The following is a 23,973-nucleotide window of genomic DNA, read 5'->3' on the forward strand; positions in this document are numbered from 1 at the left end:
TCCAACATACTCTTCAGGGCCACAATCACACGCGGCGCGGCACGCCGCAGTGTTTGGTCAGGCTGGGAGGACGACCCCTATGGGTTCACGCTTCTCGGCCTGGAACCTGTCCTCGGTCCGGCCTGCGGCCCAATAACCCGACAGGGAGAGCTGACCCTTGGTCAGTCCGCGATCTTTCAGGAAAACATCGCGCAGCGCCTTCATCGACTCCCGCTCCCCGTGTGCGAATACCTGCACGCGACCACCCGGCCAGCGGTAAGCTGCGACGGCGGCGGCGAGCAGAGACTTCGTCGTATCGTCCCGCGCTTCCCGACGAACCCACACCACGTCAACACCGGATGGCTTCGCAAGCTCGATGACATCTTCCGAGCCATCGTATTCAACGAAAGCAACACCGAGAGCTTCTGCCGGGAGGGCTTCGAGGGCGGCGCTGATGGCCGGCAGAGCCGACTCATCACCGGCGAACAGATGCCAGTCGGCGGTCGGATCAGGAGAGTAGGCGCCGTTGGGACCCATCAGGGCGATTCGGTCCCCCGGCTGCGCGTTAGCCGCCCACGGGCCAGCCAGTCCTTCGTCGCCATGGACGACGAAATCGATCTCGATCGTGCGCTCAGCGGAATTGATCCGCCGGACGGTGTAGGTGCGCGTCACCGGAACATCCTCGGGCGGAAGGTGCTCCCGTAGCGCAGCGAGGTCGTAGGGCGGCTCGAGTTCGAGTTCCGGCTTGGCGAAAAGCAACTTGACGTAATTGTCGGTTACGTCCTTCGGCTGGAACTGATCGAACGCCGGTCCGCCCAGCGTGACGCGAACCATGTGCGGCGTCACCCATGACGTAGCCAGGACGTCGAAGACAAATTGAGGGCGAGCAGGCTTCGTCTTCTGCTGAACTGTATTCACCCATCCAATTTCTCATGCCCAGTGAGCTTAACGAATCTCCCGGGTAGGGAGGGCTCCCGTTCAGCGACAGCGTAAGGTCAAACAGTATCGTCCCGCTACCACGAAGGAATGCCGGGTTGCCCTTTGTACTCACCCGCCTCATTCGCCGGCTTGGCCGTGCCCGTGTGTGGGTCGCGCCGACGCTCATCATACTTACGGTCTTTCTCACCAGCTGGCCACTCATGGCGTGGGCGGAACCGTCAAGTAACACGATCACTTCACCCGAGAATTACTGGTGGTGGTTCCTGGTCACTGCCTCCACTGTGGGATACGGAGACTTCTTCCCGACAACCGTCGGTGGGCACCTCGTCGGCGTCTACGTGATCGTCGGCGGAATCGTCACGCTGACTACCCTCTTCACCCGGATCGCTACCGCGATCGAGAATACAAAAGGACGGCGCATGAAAGGCCAAGTGGACCTGAATATGTCCGATCACCTGGTGATCGTCGGCTATACGCCTGCGCGCACCGAGCGGTTGCTGCATGAGATCATGGCCGACAGCACGCTTCCGGTGGCCCTGTGCGCGTGGGAGGACGTTCCCGAGAATCCACTGCCTGAGCACCCCAACCTGGGTTTCGTCCGCGGCGACCTTGCAGAAGAAGGCGTATTGAGACGCGCCGGAATACACCGCGCGTCACGTGTCCTCATCGATGCCCGTGACGACAACGAAGCGCTCGCCCTGACCGTAGCCGCCACGCACGTGAATCCCACCGCCCACACCGTCGTCACGCTGCGGGACATGAACCGTGCCCACAATTTCTCCTATGTCGATGACGGGGTCCGCTGCGTCCAGTGGCATTCACCGCGCCTTGCGATCGAAGAACTGCAGGATCCGGGCATTGCGGTTGTCTACGCCGACCTGATGAGCCATGGCGGCAGGAACACCTATAGCACGCCACTGCCCGAAACTCTCTCGAACATGAGTTTCGGAGCAGTGCAGGAAGCTATGGGACGGATGTTCACCACTACCGTCCTCGCAGTTCAGCACAATGGGGCCGTCATCAATCCCGGTTGGGATACGTTGCTGCCCGCAGGTTCAGTTCTCTACTACGTGGGCGAGCGCAGGCTCTCGGCTGAGGACATTACAGGGGCGCTGGCGAGATAACCGAGTCGGCTGAGGACTCTTGCCGGGCATGATCCCGGGAACGAAAAAGGTCCCGGAAACCTTGAGTTTCCAGGACCTTACCGTCGGGATGACAGGATTTGAACCTGCGACCCCTTGACCCCCAGTCAAGTGCGCTACCAAGCTGCGCCACATCCCGATCAGCCCGGACATTTCGTCCGAACCACCTGAAGAATCTTATCCTATCGAAGCCCTGCCCGACGAACCGAACGGCCCTGAATCGATGGAGAAGAGCTACTTCTTGCGTCCGCGCTTCTCACGGACGCGCATGCTGACCTCGATCGGCGTGCCCTCGAAACCGAACGTCTCACGCAGGCGGCGTGTGATGAACCGGCGGTACCCGGGATCCAGGAAACCGGTGGTGAAGAGAACAAAGCGCGGTGGACGTGACGACGCCTGCGTGCCGAACAGGATGCGCGGCTGCTTTCCACCTCGCACCGGGTGCGGATGCGCGGCAACGAGCTCCCCGAGGAAAGCGTTCAGCTTGCCGGTCGGAATGCGCTTGTCCCAGGACTCCAGCGCGCGGTCAAGTGCGGGCACGAGACGGTCCTTGTGCCAGCCGGTCTTCGCCGAGATGTTGACGCGCGGCGCCCACTCGACGTGCGCGAGGTCCTGCTCGATCTCGCGCTCCAGGTAACGGCGGCGTTCGTCGTCGAGCAGGTCCCACTTGTTGAATGCGAGAACCAGCGCGCGGCCGGATTCAATCGTGAGGTTCAGGATGCGAACGTCCTGTTCGCTCAGCACCTCATCAACGGCGAGGAGGACGACGGCGACCTCCGCCTTTTCCAACGCGGACTGCGTACGCAGCGACGCATAGAAATCGGCGCCCTGCTGCATGTGGACCCGACGACGGATACCGGCGGTGTCCACAAAGCGCCAAACGCGGCCGCCGAGCTCGATCATCTCGTCCACCGGGTCGCGGGTGGTACCCGCCAACGGGTCGACGACAACGCGTTCTGTGCCTGCCAGTTTGTTCAGCAGCGACGACTTGCCGACGTTTGGACGTCCGATCAGCGCAACCCGTCGCGGGCCACCGGACCGTTCCAGGCCGCCGTGTTCGGAGAACTCGGGCATGATTTCCACTGCCCTGTCGAGCATGTCGGCCGTACCGCGGCCGTGCAGCGCCGACACGGGCATCGGCTCGCCGAACCCGAGCGACCAGAGCGCGGACGCATCGGCCTCGTTCTGGATGTCGTCGACCTTGTTCGCGATCAGAATGACGGGCTTTTTCTTGCGCCGCAGCATGCGGACAATCGCTTCGTCCGTGGCGGTCGCACCCACAGTCGCGTCGACAACCAGTAGCACGGCGTCCGCTAGGTCGACGGCGGCTTCGGCCTGGTCTGCGACGCGTGCGTGGATGCCGCGGGCGTCGTGCTCCCAACCACCGGTGTCCACCAGCGTGAAGTTGGTGCCGTTCCAGGTGGCTGAATACATGACGCGGTCGCGCGTGACACCCGGAGTGTCCTCGACGACTGCCTCACGGCGTCCGAGGATGCGGTTCACGAGGGTTGACTTGCCCACGTTCGGGCGGCCCACGATCGCAAGGACAGGATCGAGCCGAACCGCTGCGTCCTCGTCGTAACCACCGAGTTCCTGCGCGAGGAGTGCTGCATCCTCCTCGTCAAGCTCATAGTCCTCCAGACCTGCACGCAGCGATTCGGCGCGACGCTCAGCCTCCTCGTCATCCAGGGCATGGATGTGCTCGGCTACGGAGTCCTCGCCCGTGGGCTCATACTCTTCCTCAAGTTCGGTCTGGTTCTCGCTCATATTCGCGATCCTTCGTTTTATTGGTGGGCGACAGTGCGAACAACGTCGAGCACCGCCGTCACTGTCTGCTCGAAATCCAGGTCCGACGAATCAACGGTTACTACGCCGTTGGCCGCCTGGTGAAAATTCACTACGGATGAATCCTTGGCATCACGGCCCAGAACCTGCTGCTTCAGCTGCTCCGCGGTTTGGGAACCGCCAAGCTGGTCACCGCGCCGCCGGAGCCGCGCTTCCTCGCTTGCGGTGAGGAGAATGCGCACCTCTGCATCCGGCGCGACGACGGTGGTGATGTCCCTGCCTTCGGCCACGATGCGGTGGTGTGAGTCCGCGATGATCTGCCGCTGCCTTCGGATCAGCTCGCTGCGGGCTCCGAGTGTGGTGGCAACCGCGCTGACGGCACGCGAAACCCGCGGCTCCCGGATGGCGTCCGTCACGTCGATACCGCTGATCAGGACCGACTCGGTGTCCGGTCGGGTGCTGAGAGACAGGTCGAGTTCACGGGAGGCACGTTCCACGGCCCCGGCGTCGGACAGGTCCACGCCCTTTTCCAGGCAATGCAGGGTCACCGCGCGGTACATGGCACCGGTGTCAAGGTATGCCGCATGCAGCCGGCTGGCGGCCTCACGACTGACGCTGGACTTGCCGGAACCGGACGGTCCGTCGATGGCCACAACGAGGGACTTGCCCAACCGGAAGTGTGCAAGAGATGCAGTCACTGAACTACCTTCCATCCGCGATCCGTGAGGAAATCAGTGAGCTCGTGCCGTTTGCCCGGAAGCACCGAGACCTCGGCCATACCTACCTGGCGCTCGGGCGAATGCTCGATTCTCAGGTCCTCAAGGTTTATGCCGGTGTCCCCGATTTCAGTGAGCAGCCGTGCAATCTGTCCGGGAACGTCATCCACCAGCACGGTGAGCCTGGCGAACGCTTCGGGGGGCGCGCCGTGCTTGCCGGGAATTCGGGCCTGGCCGATGTTGCCCTCCGCCATCAACTGCGCCATATCCAGCCGCGCACCTTCACCCAGCGGATTCTCGAGCGTGCCGATCAGCCGGTTCAGGTCTTCACGCACACCGTAGAGGATCTCCACCAGTCGGTCCGCGTTCGCAGAGAGAATCTGCACCCACAGCCGCGGATCGCTGGCAGCAATCCGGGTCACGTCCCGCAGCCCGTTCCCCGCAAGCGAGAGGGCGTGAGCGGGTGTGTCCTGCAGCCGGCTCGCCAGAAGCGACGATAGCACCTGGGGTAGGTGGGAAATGACCGCAACCGACTGGTCGTGCTCCTCGCTCGACATCCGGGAAACAACCGCCCCGAGGTCGATCGCCAGCGCTTCGGCAGTGCGTACCGATTCAGGCGCGCTGTGCGTCGACGCGCAAATGACCCACGGCATAGAGGTGAACAACTCGGCGCGGGCAGCAACCGGCCCCGATTTCTCCCGCCCTGCCATGGGATGGGTACCGACGTAGCGCGCGAGGGCGTCGTCGTCGGCTGCTTCAGCTACTGATTTCAGCACCGCATTCTTGACGCTGGCAATATCGACGACGACGGCGGCCGGGTAAGCTGCCAGCGCATCGACGACCAGTGCGCCTGTGACGTCCGGCGGCGCTGCGACAACCACGAGTTCAGGCGCGAATGACGAATCGGCCGGGTCCAACGGGCGGCCTGCACCAATGTCCTGTGCCACAGCCTGGGTGGACGGCGAGATGTCGGAGAGGACGACGTCGAGCCCCCGTGCACGCAGTCCGAGCCCGATGCTTGTGCCGAGCAAACCGGTGCCGACAATCAGCACGGGGCCGGACAGGTGTGTGCCGCCGTTTGTTACGACCATCGGCTACATCTCCACAGCGGCCAGGAGGTGCCCAACTTCCTGACGGCCGAGAACGCGGATGCTGCCCTGGCGCTGATCGCCGACGCGGATGGGGCCGAACTGGGTGCGCACCAGGCGCTCAACGGGGTGACCGATGGCGTCAAACAACCGGCGCACAACACGGTTGCGTCCTGAATGAAGCACGACCTCAACCAGCACATGACCGGGAGTCGAATCGACCAGCTTGAAGGAATCGACCTTCGCGATACCGTCCTCCAGCTCGATGCCGTCCTTCATCTGGGCTCCGATGCCGTGAGCCATTGGCCCGCGGACCTGCACAAGGTAGGTTTTGGACACTTCGAAGGACGGGTGCGTGAGGCGGTTGGTGAGTTCGCCGTCATTGGTCAGCAGGATCAGACCTTCAGTCGCGACATCGAGGCGGCCGACGTGGAAGAGCCGCTCCCCCTTGCGGTTCTTCAGGAAGTCGCTGATGCAGGGGCGGCCCTCGGGGTCCTCCATGGTGGAGACCACGCCCTTGGGCTTGTTGAACGCGTAGTAGAGCATGGTCTCGTTCAGTTGGAGGCGGATGCCGTCCACGTGGATGGCAGCGCTCGATGCGTCAACCCGGACACCGAGGTCCGTTACGATGCTGCCGTCCACCTCAACGCGGCCGTCGCGGATCATGTCTTCGCATACCCGGCGCGATGCCACACCTGCCGACGCCATGACTTTCTGCAGGCGGACACCATCGGGATCATGCACGTCGAGCCTGTCAACGGGCGGAGCCTTCGGGCGGCGCGGGCGGTGCACGGGACCAAGGTTGCGGCCGAAGCGCTCCTTGCCGAAGGGCGCTGAACCCGCGGACGCGCCCTTCTGGCCGCTGCGTGCGGCTTTGGGAGCGCCCTTGCCTGCACTCTTGCCTGCACCCTTGGGGGCATCCTTGCCTGCACCCTTGCCGGCGCGCGACGGATTAGCCCCACCGGCGTCCCTCCCGCTTTTTCCCGCGGGATCGGAGGCAGAGTTACGGCCGGCGCGGTTCCTTCCGGATCCGGAGCGGGGCGCCTGTGTCATTGGAATTCCTTAGCTGTTGTACGTCAGTACGTTGTGTCGTCGAAGTCCTGCAGGTTTTCAAGGCCGGGCAGGTGCGGAGAAAGCTTGGGCAGTTCGGCAACGGTGCCAATACCCAATCTTTCCAGAAAAAGCGGTGTGGTTCCGTAGAGCATCGCTCCGGTCTCGGGATCGGTAGCGACATCGGCGATCAGTCCACGTTGAACAAGGGTGCGAACCACCGAGTCCACGTTCACCCCGCGGATTGCCGACACCCGTGATCGTGAGACCGGCTGCCGGTAAGCGATGACGGCGAGGGTTTCGAGAGCCGCCTGCGAAAGCCGTGCGCTCTGACCGTCGAGGACAAACCGTCCGACGACGGCAGCGAACTCGCTGCGCGTGTAGAACCGCCACCCGCCGGCGACATTTCGAAGCTCGATGCCCCGACGCCGGGTTGGTCCGGTTTCCGGGCCCTGACCAGTATAGCCGTCATACTCGGCCTTCAGTTCCCCGAGCGCATCCCGCACCTGATCCAGAGGAACCTCCAACGCCGTCGCGAGCTGCAGATCGGTCGCCGGTTCCTCAACGACGAGGAGGACGGCCTCGACCGCGGCCGGCACTCCGCCGGGCAATGAGGCGACATCAGGGACGGGCACTTCTTCCGACGCTGTGCGGGGGCCCTCATGCATCTGATCAGTTCGCTCGCTCATGGACTCCTCCTTCTATGGTGTCGCCCGCGACCGGCAGGACGTCCTGATCGTATTCCTCGCTGATGTTGTCCGCAGTCCAGCTGCTTTCACCTGCGGACCAGCGAACGGTCAGCTCCCCCAGCGGCGCAGCCTGGTCCATGGCGATCACCATGTCGCGGAACATTTCGAGCAGCGCGAGGAAGCGGGCGACCACGACGAGCAGCGAGTCCGCGTCTGCAGTGAGCTGCCGGAAGGACAGAACGCCCTGCGCCTGGAGCCGCTGCCCGATGATGTCTGCCTGCTCACGGACGCTGACCGCCGGCGCGTGCAGGTGGCCGATTCCCACTTCCGTTGGTGCCGGCTCGCGGGGCTCCAACGCCTTCGCGGCCAGTGCTGCAAAGTCCGACGGCGACATCCGCCAGGTCAGTTCCGGCATCATCGCTGCGAACTGGGGCTCAAGAGCCACAGCCCGCGGGAACCGTTCGCTCTCCTCGGTGAGCCGCTCCCCCATCTGACGGGCAATTTCCTTGAACGCCTTGTACTGCAGGAGGCGTGCGAAAAGAAGGTCGCGGGCCTCGAGGAGGGCGACGTCCTCCTCGTCCTCCACTTCACCGGACGGCAGCAGGCGGGCGGCTTTCAGATCCAGCAGTGTCGCGGCGATGACCAGGAATTCGCTCGCTTCGTCGAGCGAGAAGCTGTCGCCGGCGGCGCTGAAGGCCCGGATATAAGCGATGAACTCATCGGTTACTTTCGCCAGCGCTATCTCTGTGATGTTCAGCTCATGTTTGGAGATAAGACTCAGCAGCAGGTCGAACGGCCCGTTGAAGTTGTCGAGCCGGACTTCGAACCGCCCCGCCTTCTCACCTTCGGGTGCCGCAGAAGGGGCTGCGCCGTCGTCGTTAGCGTCCTGCGCCATCAGGTGGAGAGGCGGCTACGGTGCACCGCCGCGGGAAATCAGTTCCCGGGCGAGGCTGCGGTAGGCGTCCGCGCCTGAGTGATTGCCGGCATACGTGGTGATCGGCTCCGCGGCGACCGTGGCGTCCGCGAACTTGATGGTGCGCTTGATGACGGTCTCGAAGACCTTGTCACCGAAGGCTTCGACGAGGCGGGCGATAACCTCGCGGCTGTGGAGGGTCCGCGCGTCATACATGGTCGCCAGGACGCCATCCACCTGCAGACGGGGGTTGAGGCGGTCCTGGACCTTCTCGATGGTTTCGACCAGCAGCGCGACGGCGCGGAGGGCGAAGAACTCGCAGATCAGCGGGATGATGACGCCGTGGGCTGCGGTCAGCGCGTTGACGGTCAACAGGCCGAGCGAGGGCTGGCAGTCGATGAGGATAACGTCATAGTTGTCCTCGACCTTGCGCAGCGCGCGGTCCAGCACCTGTTCGCGGGCAACCTCGTTCACCAGCTGCACTTCAGCGGCGGAGAGGTCGATATTGGCGGGCAGGAGGTCGATGTTCTCCACGCCGGTGTGCTGGATGGCGTCCTCGATGTTCACCTTGCGGTCCATCAGGACGTTGTAGACGGTGACGTCGAGCTCGTGCGGGTTCGTTCCCAGGCCTGCAGACAGCGCACCCTGCGGATCGAAATCGACGAGGAGGACTCGTCGTCCCGCTTCGGCGAGCGCAGCCCCCAGGTTGATGGTGGAGGTGGTCTTGCCGACGCCGCCCTTCTGGTTCACCATGGCGATGACTCGGGCCGGTCCGTGGGAGGCCAGAACCGGGGGCTCGGGGAATTCCGTGACCGGACGTCCGGTGGGGCCGATCTCCGAGGCGGTTGCGTCCTTCAGAGTTGTGGAACCCTGTTCGCTACTCACGTATCTATCCACGCTTCCGTCTATAGCTGTTTCTTGCTCGCTTGCTTGCTTCACCACGTTACAGCGGGTCTACGGCGGAACACTGGAAATACCCGGCGATCAAACCGCGAGCCTTTAGTCTCAACCTGAGGTTCAATGTTCGGGGGTCCATGCCGATACTGACTGCCGTATACAGCGGAAATTCCCCGCGAAGCGTGCCGTTGATGCTTCGCGGGGAGTTCCAGAGAGTTGTGCGTTATCGGGTTGCGCCGACCTTGTCCGCTTCGCGTCCGGCCAGGTGGGCCTCGGCAATGTCGGTCTTGGTCTCTGCGCCGTCCTCGGGAGTGTCGGCTGCGGCGTCCTCGAAGTGGCCGGCGCTCATGGTCGCCTCATCGAAGGGCAGGCGGCCGGCGAGCACCTCGTCCACCTGGCCACGCTCGATCTCCTTGGTCCAGGTGCCGATCAGAACGGTGGCGACGGCGTTGCCGGTGAAGTTGGTCAGGGCACGTGCCTCGGACATGAAGCGGTCGATGCCGACGATGAGGCCGACGCCGTCCACGAGGTCGGGGCGGTGCGACTGCAGACCGCCGGCCAGGGTTGCCAGGCCTGCGCCGGTGACTCCGGCAGCACCCTTGGAAGCGATGATCATGAAGACCAGCAGCGAGATCTGCTCGCCGAGTGCCAGCGGGGTACCGAGGGCGGAGGCCACGAACAGCGACGCCATGGTCAGGTAGATCGCGGTGCCATCGAGGTTGAAGGAGTAACCGGTGGGAACCGTGACGCCGACGACCGGCTTGGAAACACCGAGGTGCTCCATCTTGGCGATCAGGCGGGGCAGTGCAGCTTCGGACGACGAGGTTGAGAAGATGAGCAGGTATTCGCGGCCCAGGTACTTCATCAGCTTGAAGATGTTGATGCCCGTGACGATCTTGAGAAGTCCGCCGAGGATCACCACGATGAAGAGGGCGCAGGTGATGTAGAAGGCGGCCATCAGGGTGAACATGCTCACGATCGCCTGGACGCCGGTTTCGCCGACGACGGCGGCAATGGCACCGAACGCACCGATCGGAGCGAGCCACATGATCATGATGAGAATGCGGAAGACGAGCGCCTGGATGTGGCCGATGCCGCGGAGGATCGGCTTGCCTGCAGTACCCATCTTCTGGAGCGCAAAGCCAACCAGCAGGGCAATGAACAGGGTCTGCAGGATGCTCTTGCCTGTCAGCGAGGACAGCAGCGTGGTCGGGATGATGCCGAGGAGGAAGTCAACCGTGCCTTCACCCTCCTTGGTCTCGGTCTCATAGGTGCTGCCGGAGATGTCCAGTCCCTCACCGGGTTGGACAATGTTGCCCACGACCAGGCCGATGGCGAGCGCAAAAGTGGACATCACCATGAAGTACCCGAGCGCCAGCCCGCCCACCTTGCCGACGGTTGCGGCCTTAGCGATGGAGCCGATGCCGAGGACGATGGTGCAGAAGATGATCGGAGCGATCATCATCTTGATCAGGCCAATGAACGCGGTGCCGATGGGCTTGAGTGACTTGGCTACCTCGGGTGCAACGAGGCCGAGGATGGCGCCGACAATAACGGCAGCGATAACCGCGATGTAGAGGGTGTGGGTCTTGTCCACTCTCTTGCGGGGCTTGTCGACCGAAGCGGCAGACTGTGCAGGCATCTTCGCCATGCTGTTTACTCCTTATGCTGGTAGGCGGCCCATTGGCCGGTTCCAGACCATCGTGGACGTTACAGTGATTTGGGTCACCGTTGCGTTCATACTGTTCGCCGGTGCGCGTACGGAACGCGAGCACCTGCCCGAAGCACGGGACGTCGTCGCAGACAAAGGGAGCGTGAGACGAGTGAAGAACTGGAGCCTTGCCCGCCAGTTTTTCGTCGGTCAACTCGTCTTCGTCCTCGCGCTGACCTCGACTATCTCGTGGGTTCTCTACCTCGACGCCGAGGACAACACCTTCGACGCGGCCTCGCAGCGCATGCTCGCAGTGGCCACCACGTTCGCGGATGATCCCTATGTTCTGGAAGCCGTACAGTCACCGGACCCCACCGAGCTGCTGCAGCCCTATGCGACGGACGTGATGGATGATCTCGGCGTGGACTTCGTGACCATCATGGACACCGACCGCACCCGCTACACCCACCGGAACGTCGACGCGATCGGCGGGGAGTACATGGGTTCCGTCGACCAGGCGTTGGCGGGCGAGTCGCACGTCGAGGTCTTCACCGGCACCCTCGGGCCCTCGGTCCGGGCGATTGTCCCTGTAATCTCGGAGGACGAGGAGGTTATTGCCCTCGTCTCCGCGGGCGTCACCGTGGACTCTGTCTCCATTGCGCGCAACGCGCAGCTCCCACTGGTCTGGCTCATTGCCGCCGGTGCCCTCACCGCAGGAACGATTGTCTCCCTGGTGCTCAGCCGTCACCTGCGGAGGGCAACTCTGGGCCTTGGCACCGAGCAGCTCTCGCGCATGTTCGTGTTCTACGACTCAGTGCTGCACTCCGTGCGCGACGGTCTGGTACTGACCGATCTCCGCGGTGATCTGGTGCTCTACAACGACCAGGCGGCGACGCTGCTCAACCTTCCACCGTCGGTGCCCGGTGAGGCGAAGCCCGCGTCCGGCGTCGGGCTTTCCCCCTCCATCCGTGAACTGCTGGTCAGCGGCCGCCGGGTAGTTGACGAAATCCACGTCACGGATGATCGCGTGCTGGTGGTGAATCAGGAAGCGGCCATACCTGCGTCGGGAACAAAGCCTCTGGGAACTGTGACAACCATCCGCGACCACACTGAACTTGAGGCCCTCTCGGATGAAGTCCAGACCATGCGCACGCTGACGGAGGCGCTCCGGGCGCAAACACACGAACACGCCAACCGGCTGCACACTATCGTTTCCCTGATCGAGCTCGACCGACGCGCGGACGCCCTCGAGTTTGCGACACGGGATCTCCAGCAGTCCCAGCAGCTTACCGACGAGGTAGTGGCGGCGATCGACGAACCGTTCATCACCGCGCTGCTTGTCGGCAAGGCGGCGCAGGCCAATGAGCGCGGACTGCACCTTGCCATCGATGTCGCCGGCATACTCGAGACCCGCGGCATGGATCCGCGCGATCTGGTGACCATCATCGGAAACCTGCTGGATAACGCGTTCGACGCCGCTGCCTCCTCCGCGGAGCGGTCTGTCTCCCTTTCGATCCACACAGCAGCCGAAGACGACCACACCGTAGTCATCGAGGTCCGCGACAGCGGAACCGGATTGGATGAAGCGCAACTCGACAACGTCTTCACGCTCGGATTCAGTTCAAAGGGAGCGGCCGGAACACGGGGCCTGGGCCTGGCCCTGGTCCGTCAGGCGGTGCACAGACTCGGCGGCACCATCGCGGTCGCCAACGACGGCGGCGCCCGCTTTACGGTGCGGCTTCCGGCAGGTGCCCACCTGCTCAAAGACGCAACTTCGGCGCCCCTTCCAGCGCCTGGGGAGCCGACTCGTGGCTAATGGATCATCAGCCCGGCCCATCCGCGTGCTGGTGGTGGAGGATGACCCTATCGCCTCCGAAGCGCACGCGCTTTACGTGAATCGCCTGGACGGTTTCGAACTGGCCGGTATTGCAGGCACCGGCTCGGAGGCGCTCGCCGCACTGCGGCGACAGTCGGAGGAGGCCGGCGGCGTCGTCGACCTGGTGTTGCTCGACATGAACCTTCCCGACCTGCATGGTCTCGACATCATCCGCAGGATCCGCGGCTCCGGCAGCAGCGTGGACGTCATCGCCATCACGGCGGTGCGTGAGCTGGGCGTGGTTCGCTCGGCCATCTCATCCGGAATCGTGCAGTACCTCATCAAGCCGTTCACCTATTCGGCGTTCAGCGAGAAACTGGGCAACTACCGCCAGTTCCGCGAGAACCTGCACGCGCAGGCGTCCTCCACCACACAGTCGGAAGTAGACAACGCGCTCGCCGCCCTGCGCCCGCCGTCGCAGGGAAGCCTGCCGAAGGGGTTATCCGAGGAGACGCTCCGCGCCGTCGTCTCATTCCTGTCCTCCGCGCCCGCGCCGGTCTCCGCCGTGGAAGTCGCGGGCTCACTGGAGCTGTCCAGGGTTACCGCGAGGCGCTACCTCGAGCACCTCGCCGACAGCGGCTCTGCCCGCCGGATGCCCCGCTACGGAACGCGCGGGCGCCCCGAACTCGAATACACCTGGAGCCGCTGAACCGCCCGCCCCACCGCATCAGCTTGTATACATAAGGCACTCTCGGTGGTGCCATAACGCCCGTCTTCATTGCCGCTTACACGCTTTCTGTATACATTGGAGCAGTGCGAGGAGCGATGGAGCAGGCAAATGCGGGCCAGTGACCGCGCCTACCAGGCGCTGCGCGCCGACATCATCGAATGGCGGCTTGGCCCGGGCACCCTGCTCGGGGAAGTCGAGCAGTCCGCACGGTTGGGCGTCTCCAGGACACCGCTGCGCGAGGCGCTCTCCCGGCTTACCGCGGAAGGGTTGACGGCAGCCCACCCCGGTCGCGGCGTCGTCGTGACCGAGGTGTCACTGGAGAAAATCATCGGCCTCTTCGACGTCCGGATTTCGCTGGACTGCACAGCAGCCGCACTCGCTGCTGCACGCGCGGACAGGCGAACCTTCCAGGACCTGACCGCGCGCTTCGAATCCGCATCCCCGCTCATTCAGGCTTCCGACGATGGGCAGCATGAGTACTACGAGTTGGTCGGCGAGCTCGACGCCGCCATTGACTCCGCTGCTGCCAACCCCTATCTCCTCCAGGCCCAGAGGCAGCTGCGCACTCACCTTAGCCGGGTGCGCCGCCTTGCCCGGGACGACGTCGCGCGCCTCACCGCCTCAGCCTCAGAGCATGCACAGATTGCCCGGTCGATTGCGCAGGCCAACCCCGATCTGGCCGCTGCCTCCACCAAAGTCCACCTTCACAACAGCCTGGAGTACCTGCTGGCTGCCCGAGCAGACATCAATGCGAAAACCACCCGAGAGGAAAAACCCCATGGTTGAGCTCCACCCCGTCCGCGTGCACTGCAGCGAGGAAAACCTGCCCCGAACCGGTCAGTTGGCCTGGAAGATCGCCGAGGTTGCCGCCGATCCGGTCGGGGTCGACGACGACGTCACCGACATGGTGATCAACCGCATCATCGACAACGCCTCGGTGGCAGTGGCCTCGCTTTCCCGTGCACCGATCGTCGCCGCACGGGCACAGGCGCTGAGCCACCCCGTCTCGGTCAACGGACAGGGTGCGACGGTGTTCGGGATCGGCCAGAAGTCATCACCCGAATGGGCGGCCTGGGCAAACGGCGTCGCGGTCCGCGAACTGGACTACCACGACACGTTCCTCGCTGCCGACTACTCCCACCCCGGAGACAACATCCCCCCGGTCCTCGCCGTCGCCCAGCACACCGGGGCATCCGGCGCCGATCTCCTGCGCGGCATCACCACCGGCTACGAGATCCAGGTGGACCTCGTCAAGGCGATCTGCCTGCACAAGCACAAGATCGACCATGTCGCGCACCTCGGCCCCTCCGCCGCCGCCGGCATCGGTACGCTGCTCGGCCTCGACGTTGAAACTATCTTCCAGGCGGTCGGCCAGGCCCTGCATACGACCACGGCCACCCGCCAGTCGCGCAAGGGCGAGATCTCGACGTGGAAGGCACATGCGCCGGCCTTCGCCGGGAAGATGGCCGTCGAAGCCGTGGACCGGGCCATGCGCGGACAGACCTCCCCCACGCCCATCTACGAGGGCGAAGACGGCGTCATCGCCTGGCTCCTGGACGGCCCGGACGCCCGATACGAGGTTCCGCTTCCGGCCGCCGGCGAAGCAAAACGCGCAATCCTTGACACCTACACGAAGGAGCACTCGGCGGAGTACCAGGCTCAGGCCTGGATTGACCTGGCGCGCCGGTTGCACGGCGTACATCCGGAGGTTACCGACCCGACGAAGGTCGAGTCCATCCGCATCCACACGTCCCACCACACGCACTACGTGATCGGTTCCGGCGCAAATGACCCACAGAAGTACGATCCGACGGCGTCCCGCGAGACGCTCGACCACTCCATTCCGTACATCTTCACGGTTGCGCTGCAGGATGGGCGCTGGCACCACGTCGACTCCTACACCTCGGAACGAGCCGCACGCCCTGACACAGTGCAGCTCTGGGAAAAGGTCACCACCGTGGAGGACGCTGAGTGGACACGCCGCTACCACTCGCTGGACATCCGCGAGAAGGCGTTCGGAGGCCGGGTTGAAATCACCATGACGGACGGCACTGTCATCACCGACGAGATCGCGGTCGCCGACGCACACCCCCTGGGAGCACGTCCCTTCGCACGCGAGCAGTACATCGATAAACTGCGGACTCTTGCTGCAGGTGTTGTGGAGGATGCGGAGGTGGACAGGTTCCTTGACACGGTGCAGCGACTCCCCCAGCTCGCGCCCGGGGAGCTTGACCAGCTGAACCTGGCTGCCGCCGTGGATATCCTTGCCGCGAAAGCACCGAAAGGACTGTTCTAAATGCTGTATTCCTCCGTGACGCCTGAGAAGAAGCGCGAGATGCTGCACGCCGGCCTTGCCTCCGGCCGGATCCAGCAGTTCCCCGGAGCGTTCAATCCGCTCTCCGCCCGGCTGATCGAGGACAAGGGGTTCGACGGCGTCTACATCTCCGGCGCGGTGCTCGCCAATGACCTCGGCCTGCCCGACATCGGGCTCACGACTCTGACGGAGGTAGCCACACGGGCCGCGCAGATAGCCCGCATGACCGACCTCCCGGCACTGGTCGATGCGGACACGGGCTTCGGTGAACCCATGAACGTTGCCCGGACAGTCCAGGAGCTTGAAAACGCGGGCCTGGCCGGCTGCCACATCGAGGACCAGTTCAATCCAAAACGGTGCGGGCACCTTGACGGCAAGAACGTGGTGGACACGGACACCGCCATCAAACGCATTCATGCGGCTGCCGATGCACGCCGTGACCCGAACTTCCTGATCATGGCCCGCACCGATATCCGCGGCACGGACAGCCTGGAAGCTGCCCAGGACCGGGCGAAAGCTCTGGTCGACGCCGGTGCGGATGCCATTTTCCCGGAAGCGATGCGCGACCTGTCCGAGTTCGAAGCCATCCGTGGCGCCGTCGATGTACCCATTCTCGCCAACATGACGGAGTTCGGAAGAAGCGAGCTTTTCACCGCCGCCGATCTGGAATCGGTGGGAGTGAACATGGTGATTTACCCCGTCACGCTGCTGCGTAGTGCGATGGGCGCGGCGGAGCGTACGCTGGAAACGATCAAGGCAGACGGCACCCAACAGGCCGCCGTCGGCTCCATGCAGACCCGAGCCCGACTCTACGAGCTGGTCGATTACGAGGCGTACAACCGATTCGACACCTCAGTATTCAACTTTCAGGTGCCCGGCGGGCACTGAGCCGATCCCGGCACCGGCCGGATTCACCACCGACATAGGAGTCAAGGCATGACCGAACCCCAGATCTACAAGGGCCTCGCCGGAGTCACTGCGGACACCACCGCAATCTCGAAGGTCAATCCCCAAAGCAACTCCCTGCTCTACCGGGGCTACCCCGTGCAGGAGTTGGCGGCCTCAGTGAGCTTTGAGGACGTCGCGTGGCTTCTGTGGCACGGAGAACTCCCCTCGGAGTCGGAGGGTCACCAGTTCCGCCTACAGGGACGCTCGTCGCGCGCACTCGCCAAGGACGTGAAGGCCGCCATCGATTTGCTTCCGCTCAGCTGCCACCCCATGGATGTCGGTCGTACGGCGGTGTCCGTGATCGGAGCCAGTCACCCGAAAGCTGAGGATAACTCCCCCGAAGCTGAACTGGAAAAGGCGACCGAGCTGCTGGCGGCATTTCCCGCCGTCGTCGCATATGACCAGCGGCGCCGCCGCGGACTTGACCCGGTAGAGCCGCGCGAGGACCTGGGCTACTCCGCCAACTTCCTGTGGATGACATTCGGTGAAGAGGCGGCGCCGGAGGTGGTGGAGGCGTTCAACACCTCGATGATCCTGTATGCGGAGCACTCCTTCAACGCATCGACTTTCACCGCGCGGGTCATCACCTCCACGCTGGCAGACCTGCACTCGGCGATCACGGGGGCCATCGGCGCATTGAAGGGACCACTGCACGGCGGAGCAAACGAGGCTGTCATGCACACCTTCGAGGAGATCGGCATCAAGCAGGACGAGTCCGTCGAGGAGGCGACTGCCCGGGCCAAGGCATGGATGGACGAAGCCCTGTCGCAGAAGAAAAAGATCATGGGATTCGGACACCGTGTCTACAAGAACGGCGACTCCCGGGTCCCCACCATGAAGGCGGCACTCGACGCCATGGTCAAGCACTACGGGCGGCCCGAAATCCTCGGCCTGTACGAGGGCCTCGAGACAGCCATGCAGGACGCGAAGGGGATCAAGCCGAACCTCGACTACCCTGCCGGCCCCACCTACCACCTCATGGGATTCGACACGGAAATGTTCACCCCGCTCTTCATCGCCGCCCGGATCACCGGCTGGACAGCGCATGTGATGGAGCAGCGCGCAGACAATTCGCTCATCCGGCCGCTGGCCGCCTACAACGGCCCGGAGGAACGCCACGTCTCCTGACCGCGGACCGGATCTGTCCTGAACCCATGTTCCGCCCGTTCACTCGAAGCGGTTGGACCGGTAGGGTTCCGGTCATGGACATCATCCTGGTTCCCGGCTTCTGGTTGGACGCTTCATCATGGTCCGAGGTCACCCCGCCGCTCACTGCTGCGGGGCACCGCGTTCATCCGCTGACGCTTCCCGGCCTGGAAGCTGCGGATGCACCGCGGGCGGGCATCGGCCTGCAAACCCATATCGACGCCGTCGTCTCGGCGGTGGATGAGGTGACTCACCCGGTTGTGCTCGTTGGGCACTCAGGCGGCGGAGCGATCATCCATGGTGTGGCGGATGCTCGGCCGGATCGCGTTGCGCGGGCCATCTACGTGGACAGCGGTCCGCTCGGCGAGGGCGGAGTCATCAATGACGAACTGCCTGCGGACGGTGACGAGATTCCGCTGCCGCCGTGGGAACTCTTCGATGCTGACGATCTCGTCGACCTGGACGACGGGTTGCGGGCCGACTTTAGGCGGCGGGCAATCCCGCAGCCGAGAGGTGTCGCCTGTGATCCGCAGAAGCTCGGAAACGAGCAGCGCTACAACGTGCCGGCCACCGTGATCGCATGTGAATTTCCATCGGCCCAACTGCAGGAGTGGGTGGCCCAGGGGCACCCCTACGTCGCGGAGCTCGGCCGGATGAAGGACGTTGAGTATGTCGATCTGCCAACCGGGCACTGGCCGCAATTCACGCGTCCTCAGGAGCTCGGTGAAATCATTTTGGCAGCGGTCAGCGGTCCGGAACGACCTTCTGCGGTCTAGCCGAAATCCGCCGTCCGCACCGTCTGGTTGTCGGCATTGAGGGTGACGGTCACGTTCAGGGGCTGACTGCGGAGAACGTGGCCGAGCCAGTGCTTCGCATCATCCCACATACCTTCCCAGGGCACCTGCTCCACCGGGTACCAGCAGGGATCGATCTCATCCGTTAGGCCCGGCTCACCCGAGAATCGCTCCGTCGTAAAGACGACGGCGTCCATGTCCAGCACAGGCTTGATGGGGAAGCGCCACCGTACCGGACCGAGCTCCACGAGATCGGCGACGTCGACCACCATCCCGGATTCCTCCTGGACTTCCCGTGCCGCGGCTTCGCCGGCGGATTCCCCAGGTTCGATGCCTCCGCCCAGCGCGACGATCCGTCCTATTCCGAAACCGGAGCGCTTCATTCCGAGCAGCACTTCGCGACCTGCAGCGGTTTGCCGGAACAGGAAGCAGAGCGCGACTCGCCGTGGGGTCATGCGACCCAAGTCTAGTCACGGCGTGGCGCCGACGGTGTTCCGGCATCAGGCTTCGCCCGCAGCCGGTCGTCCTCCCGAAGGAAGAACGCACCGAGGGAGCCCGCCAGCGTAGCGAAGACAGCGATTGAATAGACCGCGAGAATCACCTGCACCACGCGCGCGAACGCGGTCTGCGGCGTAATGCCGGTGCCGGTGATGGTGGCCATCGCCGTCTCGTAGAGCGCGTCGCCGTACTCGGTATGCTCTCCCGTTGCGTAGAGCAGCTGGCTTGTTGCGAGGATAACGACGGCAGTCACGGCCGCCATCCAGCCGATCCTGCTGGACAGCAGCCGACCGGCGGAACGGGAGCCACGGATTCCGGCCGAGAGGATGCCGCCAACGCGAGCCACCCGGGTCAGTCTCAGGAGCCGGACAGCCTGGAGCGCGCGGAGGAAGCGCAGGAACGGCACGAGCAGGAAGATGACCTGCCACCAGCTCTTCTTCCAGAAGGCCGCGCTGAACCGTGCGATGTAGGCCCGCAGCAGGAATTCGGCGACGAAAACCACCCAGAACACCCATCCGGTAATGGTCAGTCCCAGGACCAGCCCCGGGTCGGTCGCCAGAAGCTGGCCCAGGACGACGAACAGGAAAACAAGCCCGAGCACGCCCATGGGACGGTCCAGGCGACGGGCAAGTAGTTCTGCAGCGCTCAGCCCGTCCTCTGGTTCAGCGGGTGGGGAAGCGTTGGGGCGTGCGTCGGCGGCGTTCACCTCCCCCATCTTTCCACGCCCTCGCGCCGAACTGGTTAGACTGCTCGAACCCGACATCCAACCGGCGGGAGATTGTTGTGCTGTGGCTGCTGTCCATCCTTGGCGCCCTTGTGATCATGCTCGGACTCATCGAGGTGTTCCACACTCTGCTTCATCCCAGCGGGCGCGGACGGTTCAGCCGTCTGTGCGTCGTGGCGGTCTGGCGAGTAGTACGTGGGTTGGGTGAGAAGGCAGCGTCGGTGGCAGGGCCGCTTGCAATGGTGTCGGTCATCGTCTTCTGGGCCTCCCTTCAGGCGATCGGGTGGGCGCTGCTCTTCTACCCGCATATCCCGCAGGACTTCAGCTACGCACCGGGCCTTGACCCTGCGCGGTACAGCAATGCAGCCGAAGCCTTCTATGTCTCCGCCGTCACGCTGACGACACTCGGGTTCGGTGACGTCGTCGCAACGGATCCGCTGGTCCGGTTCCTGATTCCGTTCGAAGCGCTGACCGGCTTCGCCCTGCTGACGGCAGCAGTGTCGTGGTTCATGCAGATCTACCCCGCGCTCGGCCGGCGTCGTGCGTTGGCGATCCGCTTGTCTCTGCTGCAGAACGCCGACTACATCACCAGGATGGAGGAACTTGACCCGTCCGCTGTCACCAACACCCTGGAATCACTTGTCGTTGATCTCGTGCAGATCAGAGTCGACCTCACTCAGACCTCGGAGTCCTACTACTTCTGGGAGGCGAACGAGGAACTCTCGCTGCCTGCTTCACTGTCCTACGCCGTCGACCTCGCGAATCAAGCGAGCCGCTCCCCCAAACCGACGCTACAGACAGCCGGAGCTCTCCTGCACGACGCGCTCGATTCGTTTGCGGCATTCCTGAAGGACGAGTTCCGGCATGACGGCGAAATGACACAGGATGTCTTCCGTTCCTACGCCAGTGATCACCGGTACCGCTACCGTGAGGGTTCCTGAGAACACGCAGCCCCGTTCCCTTTACCGAGAAGGTAGAGGGGACGGGGCTGGTGTTGTGGGCCCGCCGATCAGGTCCCGGCAGGACCCTCACCGACCAGTTCCGGCCGCAATTCCACCGGAATTCCGGTGTCGATGAACTGCTGGTCCATCATTTCCTGTGCTGTGCGGCCCTCCACGACGGGGAGGAAGTCCCACTTCACAATCAGGTTGTAGCCGGCGGATTCAAACAGCCACTGCCCATCGACCCGGCGGGCGATATAGAACCAGGTGTTTCCGCCGTCCTGCGGGTTGGCTTCAAAGGCGGCGTCAGTCACCTCCATGGCCATCCATTCTTCGGTGCAGCCAACCACCTCATAATCGTCCGGATTGCTCGCGAAAGGCGTCAGGCTCATGAAGTCACTGCCCTGTTCCATGACCCGGTCGACGTCCTCCACCCGGCAGCCCTCATCCGCTGGTGGCCCGGTGGGGACTCCCCCGGGTTCGACGCTTGGCTCTACGGTCGGTTCCAGCGTCGGCTTCGGCGTGGGCTCCGGCACTGGAGATGGGTCCACGGTCGCTTCCTGGGTGGGTTCCAGCGTCGGGGACGGTTCGAGCGTCGGGGTGGCACTCGAAGTAGCGGCCGGCAGCGGTGCCTCTGTTCCGAGCGACCCACCGAGCACGACGGCGCCAGCCACGGCTGCCGCTGCAGCGGCCCCTGCCACGACAGCCGCCATCCTGCGCCGGCGCTGCAGGGGAATCACAACCGGGCGATCATCGCTGAAGGCGTCATTCTCATTGTTCTCGCGGCCGTGACCCGCGACGGACCCGTTGTTGGTTGTTTCATTGTTCATGGCAGTGTCAGGCTCCTGGTGGCCTCCATTGGCCGGGAAAGCAATAATCTCGGTTGGTGAATCGGAGGATTCCCGTTCGGCGCGCACGGGGTCCAAGCCCCGGATCAGGTTCTCGATGGGGTCCATTTCAGGCTCCTTCCTCTGCCATCAGAGCGGCAGGCATCATCTGTGCAAACGCGGCGCGAGCCCGGTGCAGGCGTACTTTGGCGGCGGAGGGGCTGCATCCGAGCACCTCGCTGATTTCCACGGTGGAGAGATCGTCCCAGTAGGCCAGCAGAAGGATCTCGCGTTCCTTCTCCCGAAGCCGCAGCAATGAGTCGGCCACCGCTTGCTGTTGGGCGCCCTGGCCCGCGCGGGCCGCTATGACGACCGAGTCCCTTACGCGCTGCATGAGATGCTCCGCGCGTTCCCTGCGCCGGTATTCGTTGCCGATGACGTTGCGGGCTACTGTGAGCAGCCATGCCGGCGTGACGGCGGCGGCGTCGGGGTTCTTCTGCCACGCAATCCGGAACACATCGTTGGTGAGTTCTTCGGATGCTTCGCGGCTGCTGACTCGGCGGTGGATGAAGGAGAACACGCGGTCGCGATGTTCCCTGTGCAGAGCCGCGAACACGTCATCGTATCGCCGCAACACTGTCCCCCCTGGTGTATGTGTCCTGTCCATACCCCTTTAGTTTCCGGCACGCCCGGTGGGGTTACAGGTACCCCAATTAAAGGGCGCGGGGATGCGCTGCGGCATAGATTTCGCGCAGCGTGTCAGCCGTGACGAGCGTGTACACCTGGGTTGTGGTCACCGAGGCGTGCCCCAGAAGCTCCTGAACTACCCGCACATCCGCCCCGCCCTGGAGCAGGTGCGTGGCGAAGGAGTGCCGCAGGGTGTGCGGTGACACTTCCCCCGCAACCTTGGCGCGCTCGGCGGCGGCTTTCAGGATGCTCCACGCACTCTGCCTGCTCAGCCGCCCGCCGCGCAGATTGAGGAACAGTGCAGGAGCGCTGCGCTTTTCGGATGCATTGGCGGCCAGCGCGGGCCGGGCGCGCACCAGATACGACTCGATGGCGCGCGCCGCATAGGATCCGAGCGGAACGAGGCGTTCCTTGGATCCTTTGCCGAAGAGCCGGACAACGGCGGGACCGTCGAGCGCTGCGTCGACCGACACGTCATCGACATCGAGCCCCACGGCTTCGCTGATTCGTGCCCCGGTCGAGTACAGGAACTCAAGCAGCGCACGGTCGCGCAGACCTCCCGGTGTGGACGTGTCAACGGCCTCGAGGATCCGCGTGACATCGTCAACAGAGATCGCTTTGGGCAGGCGCTGGCCCGCGGTAGGCGGGTGCACATCTTCGGCGGGATCCGCCGTCGTCGTTCCTTCGAGTGCGAGGAAGCGGTGGAGGCCGCGGACGGCGACCACGGTGCGGGCCGCCGAGCGGGGGCTCAGCGGCGCCTGCCCGTCCTCGCCGGTGGCCAGTCCCTGCGCGAAGGCCGAGACCATTTGCCGGGTCACGGCGTTCATCGAGTCGATGCCATGCGACGCGAGGAAGCGGTGGTACCGCAGCAGATCCCGTCGATAGGCCGCGAGGGTGTTCGCAGAGAGTCCGCGCTCCACAAGCATGTGCTGAAGGTACTCGCTGATCAACCGGCCGGGGCCGGTGGCCCGGAGTTCGTCCTGCACGGTAGCCTGCCCGCCCTCGGCCATGGTTCAGCCCTGCAGTACAGGGCCCAGAGGCCACGTTCCGTGCTGGCTGTGATGTTCCGGCCATGGAGCGTCCGCTGGGCGGAGTGAACGGTAGCCGGACAGTTTGGCCGCCGCCGCCGCGAGGATTGCTGCTGCGGCGGAGGGGCTATGGATCCGCCCTTCGAGCACTGCCTGCACGGCATCAGGCAGAGGCACCCAGGCGAGCTCGATCTCGGCTTCCTCGTGGGTGCGGGTATGACGCTCATCGTGCGGCACTTCGGCGATGCCCTGTGCGAGGTAGATGCGTAGGGCTTCGCTCGAGGAGCCGGGCGAAAGGAACAGGTCGGAGAGAACATGCCAGGAACTTGCCGTCACGTCCGCTTCCTCGGCCAGTTCGCGGGCCGCGGCAACGGCGAAGTCCTCGCCGTGGACGTCCAGGAGGCCGGCGGGAATCTCCCACAGGTCCATCCGGACCGGGTGCCGGTACTGGCGAAGCAGCAGGACACGTTCCCGGTCATCCATGGCGAGGATAGCGACTGCTCCGGGGTGCCGGATGTACTCGCGCGTGATCGGCTCGCCGTCCTCGTCCAGACGGAAAGTTTCGCTCACGACGTCCCAGATCTTCCCCTGGAAAACCGTGGTGGCCTCAAGCAAGCGGCGGGGGCTTTGCCGGTCGGATATCACCGCGTCCCGGGATTCTGCACCCATAG

24 protein-coding genes and 1 tRNA gene are annotated in these 23,973 nt (G+C 64.2%); 9 read left to right on the forward strand and 16 right to left on the reverse strand.

Translation table 11 applies throughout. From position 1 onward, the window contains the following. Positions 1–57: 57 nt before the first annotated feature. Positions 58–897, reverse strand: a complete 840-nt coding sequence (locus AC4D2M_RS13720) for a siderophore-interacting protein (RefSeq protein WP_490892448.1) — start codon at positions 895–897, stop codon at positions 58–60. A gap of 116 nt (positions 898–1,013) precedes the next feature. Here AC4D2M_RS13720 and AC4D2M_RS13725 point away from each other — a divergent pair, with 116 nt between their 5' ends. After that, a complete protein-coding gene (locus AC4D2M_RS13725) occupies positions 1,014–2,042 on the forward strand; it encodes an ion channel (RefSeq protein ID WP_490892449.1) in 1,029 nt (342 codons plus the stop codon). An 83-nt stretch (positions 2,043–2,125) separates the two neighbouring features. Here AC4D2M_RS13725 and AC4D2M_RS13730 read toward each other — a convergent pair. The 9 genes from AC4D2M_RS13730 to AC4D2M_RS13770 form a co-directional block, all read right to left on the reverse strand. Next, positions 2,126–2,199 (reverse strand) — tRNA-Pro (locus AC4D2M_RS13730). A gap of 95 nt (positions 2,200–2,294) precedes the next feature. Beyond that, the gene (der, locus tag AC4D2M_RS13735; RefSeq protein WP_490892450.1) at positions 2,295–3,827 is read right to left on the reverse strand and encodes a ribosome biogenesis GTPase Der; all 1,533 of its coding nucleotides are present in this window, start codon (positions 3,825–3,827) and stop codon (positions 2,295–2,297) included. A 17-nt stretch (positions 3,828–3,844) separates the two neighbouring features. Then, a complete protein-coding gene (cmk, locus tag AC4D2M_RS13740; protein ID WP_490892451.1) occupies positions 3,845–4,543 on the reverse strand; it encodes a (d)CMP kinase in 699 nt (232 codons plus the stop codon). Beyond that, entirely contained in the window at positions 4,540–5,652 is a 1,113-nt protein-coding gene (locus AC4D2M_RS13745; protein ID WP_490892452.1) for a prephenate dehydrogenase, read from the reverse strand. The genes cmk and AC4D2M_RS13745 overlap by 4 nt, the downstream gene beginning before the upstream one ends. A 3-nt stretch (positions 5,653–5,655) precedes the next feature. Next, positions 5,656–6,702: a pseudouridine synthase gene (locus tag AC4D2M_RS13750; RefSeq protein WP_490892453.1), complete on the reverse strand. Its 1,047-nt coding sequence runs from the start codon at positions 6,700–6,702 to the stop codon at positions 5,656–5,658. Positions 6,703–6,725: 23 nt separating this feature from the next. Beyond that, positions 6,726–7,388, reverse strand: a complete 663-nt coding sequence (gene scpB, locus AC4D2M_RS13755) for an SMC-Scp complex subunit ScpB (protein WP_490892454.1) — start codon at positions 7,386–7,388, stop codon at positions 6,726–6,728. Then, the gene (locus AC4D2M_RS13760) at positions 7,372–8,283 is read right to left on the reverse strand and encodes a segregation and condensation protein A (RefSeq protein WP_490892455.1); all 912 of its coding nucleotides are present in this window, start codon (positions 8,281–8,283) and stop codon (positions 7,372–7,374) included. The genes scpB and AC4D2M_RS13760 overlap by 17 nt, the downstream gene beginning before the upstream one ends. 15 nt (positions 8,284–8,298) lie before the next feature. Then, positions 8,299–9,186 (reverse strand): ParA family protein, encoded by an 888-nt coding sequence (locus tag AC4D2M_RS13765; protein ID WP_490892456.1) that lies wholly within the window; start codon positions 9,184–9,186, stop codon positions 8,299–8,301. A gap of 235 nt (positions 9,187–9,421) precedes the next feature. Next, a complete protein-coding gene (locus AC4D2M_RS13770; protein ID WP_490892457.1) occupies positions 9,422–10,849 on the reverse strand; it encodes a cation:dicarboxylate symporter family transporter in 1,428 nt (475 codons plus the stop codon). Positions 10,850–10,913: 64 nt separating this feature from the next. On the opposite strand from AC4D2M_RS13770, the gene AC4D2M_RS13775 reads away from it, so the two are divergent. The 7 genes from AC4D2M_RS13775 to AC4D2M_RS13805 all read left to right on the forward strand — a co-directional run bounded on the left by AC4D2M_RS13775 (position 10,914) and on the right by AC4D2M_RS13805 (position 18,579). Further along, positions 10,914–12,665 carry a sensor histidine kinase gene (locus AC4D2M_RS13775; protein WP_490892458.1) on the forward strand — a complete coding sequence of 584 codons (1,752 nt, stop codon included), beginning with the start codon at positions 10,914–10,916 and terminating at the stop codon, positions 12,663–12,665. After that, positions 12,658–13,374 carry a response regulator gene (locus AC4D2M_RS13780; RefSeq protein ID WP_490892459.1) on the forward strand — a complete coding sequence of 239 codons (717 nt, stop codon included), beginning with the start codon at positions 12,658–12,660 and terminating at the stop codon, positions 13,372–13,374. The genes AC4D2M_RS13775 and AC4D2M_RS13780 overlap by 8 nt, the downstream gene beginning before the upstream one ends. 129 nt (positions 13,375–13,503) lie before the next feature. Further along, positions 13,504–14,181: a GntR family transcriptional regulator gene (locus AC4D2M_RS13785; RefSeq protein ID WP_490892460.1), complete on the forward strand. Its 678-nt coding sequence runs from the start codon at positions 13,504–13,506 to the stop codon at positions 14,179–14,181. Continuing rightward, positions 14,174–15,691, forward strand: coding sequence for an MmgE/PrpD family protein (locus tag AC4D2M_RS13790; RefSeq protein WP_490892461.1), 1,518 nt, complete (start codon positions 14,174–14,176; stop codon positions 15,689–15,691). The genes AC4D2M_RS13785 and AC4D2M_RS13790 overlap by 8 nt, the downstream gene beginning before the upstream one ends. Continuing rightward, a complete protein-coding gene (gene prpB / locus AC4D2M_RS13795) occupies positions 15,692–16,597 on the forward strand; it encodes a methylisocitrate lyase (RefSeq protein WP_490892462.1) in 906 nt (301 codons plus the stop codon). 48 nt (positions 16,598–16,645) lie between these two features. Beyond that, on the forward strand, positions 16,646–17,785 hold the full coding sequence (locus AC4D2M_RS13800; protein WP_490892463.1) for a bifunctional 2-methylcitrate synthase/citrate synthase: 1,140 nt from the start codon (positions 16,646–16,648) through the stop codon (positions 17,783–17,785). 74 nt (positions 17,786–17,859) lie between these two features. Then, entirely contained in the window at positions 17,860–18,579 is a 720-nt protein-coding gene (locus AC4D2M_RS13805; RefSeq protein ID WP_490892464.1) for an alpha/beta fold hydrolase, read from the forward strand. Here the strand turns inward: AC4D2M_RS13805 and AC4D2M_RS13810 are convergent. Both AC4D2M_RS13810 and AC4D2M_RS13815 read right to left on the reverse strand, forming a co-directional pair. Next, positions 18,576–19,052, reverse strand: coding sequence for an 8-oxo-dGTP diphosphatase (locus AC4D2M_RS13810; RefSeq protein ID WP_490892465.1), 477 nt, complete (start codon positions 19,050–19,052; stop codon positions 18,576–18,578). The two genes, AC4D2M_RS13805 and AC4D2M_RS13810, sit on opposite strands and share 4 nt — an antisense overlap. 11 nt (positions 19,053–19,063) lie before the next feature. Further along, positions 19,064–19,810: an ion transporter gene (locus AC4D2M_RS13815; RefSeq protein WP_490892466.1), complete on the reverse strand. Its 747-nt coding sequence runs from the start codon at positions 19,808–19,810 to the stop codon at positions 19,064–19,066. A 68-nt stretch (positions 19,811–19,878) separates the two neighbouring features. On the opposite strand from AC4D2M_RS13815, the gene AC4D2M_RS13820 reads away from it, so the two are divergent. Then, positions 19,879–20,760 carry a potassium channel family protein gene (locus tag AC4D2M_RS13820; protein ID WP_490892467.1) on the forward strand — a complete coding sequence of 294 codons (882 nt, stop codon included), beginning with the start codon at positions 19,879–19,881 and terminating at the stop codon, positions 20,758–20,760. 68 nt (positions 20,761–20,828) lie between these two features. Here the strand turns inward: AC4D2M_RS13820 and AC4D2M_RS13825 are convergent, their stop codons facing one another. The 4 genes from AC4D2M_RS13825 to AC4D2M_RS13840 all read right to left on the reverse strand — a co-directional run bounded on the left by AC4D2M_RS13825 (position 20,829) and on the right by AC4D2M_RS13840 (position 23,971). Next, entirely contained in the window at positions 20,829–21,716 is an 888-nt protein-coding gene (locus tag AC4D2M_RS13825) for a hypothetical protein (RefSeq protein WP_490892468.1), read from the reverse strand. 1 nt (position 21,717) lies between these two features. After that, entirely contained in the window at positions 21,718–22,224 is a 507-nt protein-coding gene (locus AC4D2M_RS13830) for an RNA polymerase sigma factor (protein ID WP_490892469.1), read from the reverse strand. Positions 22,225–22,300: 76 nt separating this feature from the next. After that, on the reverse strand, positions 22,301–23,284 hold the full coding sequence (xerD, locus tag AC4D2M_RS13835) for a site-specific tyrosine recombinase XerD (RefSeq protein WP_490892470.1): 984 nt from the start codon (positions 23,282–23,284) through the stop codon (positions 22,301–22,303). Positions 23,285–23,287: 3 nt separating this feature from the next. Then, the gene (locus tag AC4D2M_RS13840; protein WP_490892471.1) at positions 23,288–23,971 is read right to left on the reverse strand and encodes an NUDIX domain-containing protein; all 684 of its coding nucleotides are present in this window, start codon (positions 23,969–23,971) and stop codon (positions 23,288–23,290) included. Positions 23,972–23,973: the final 2 nt, after the last annotated feature.

This window comes from Arthrobacter sp. TJ-270 (assembly GCF_058269075.1).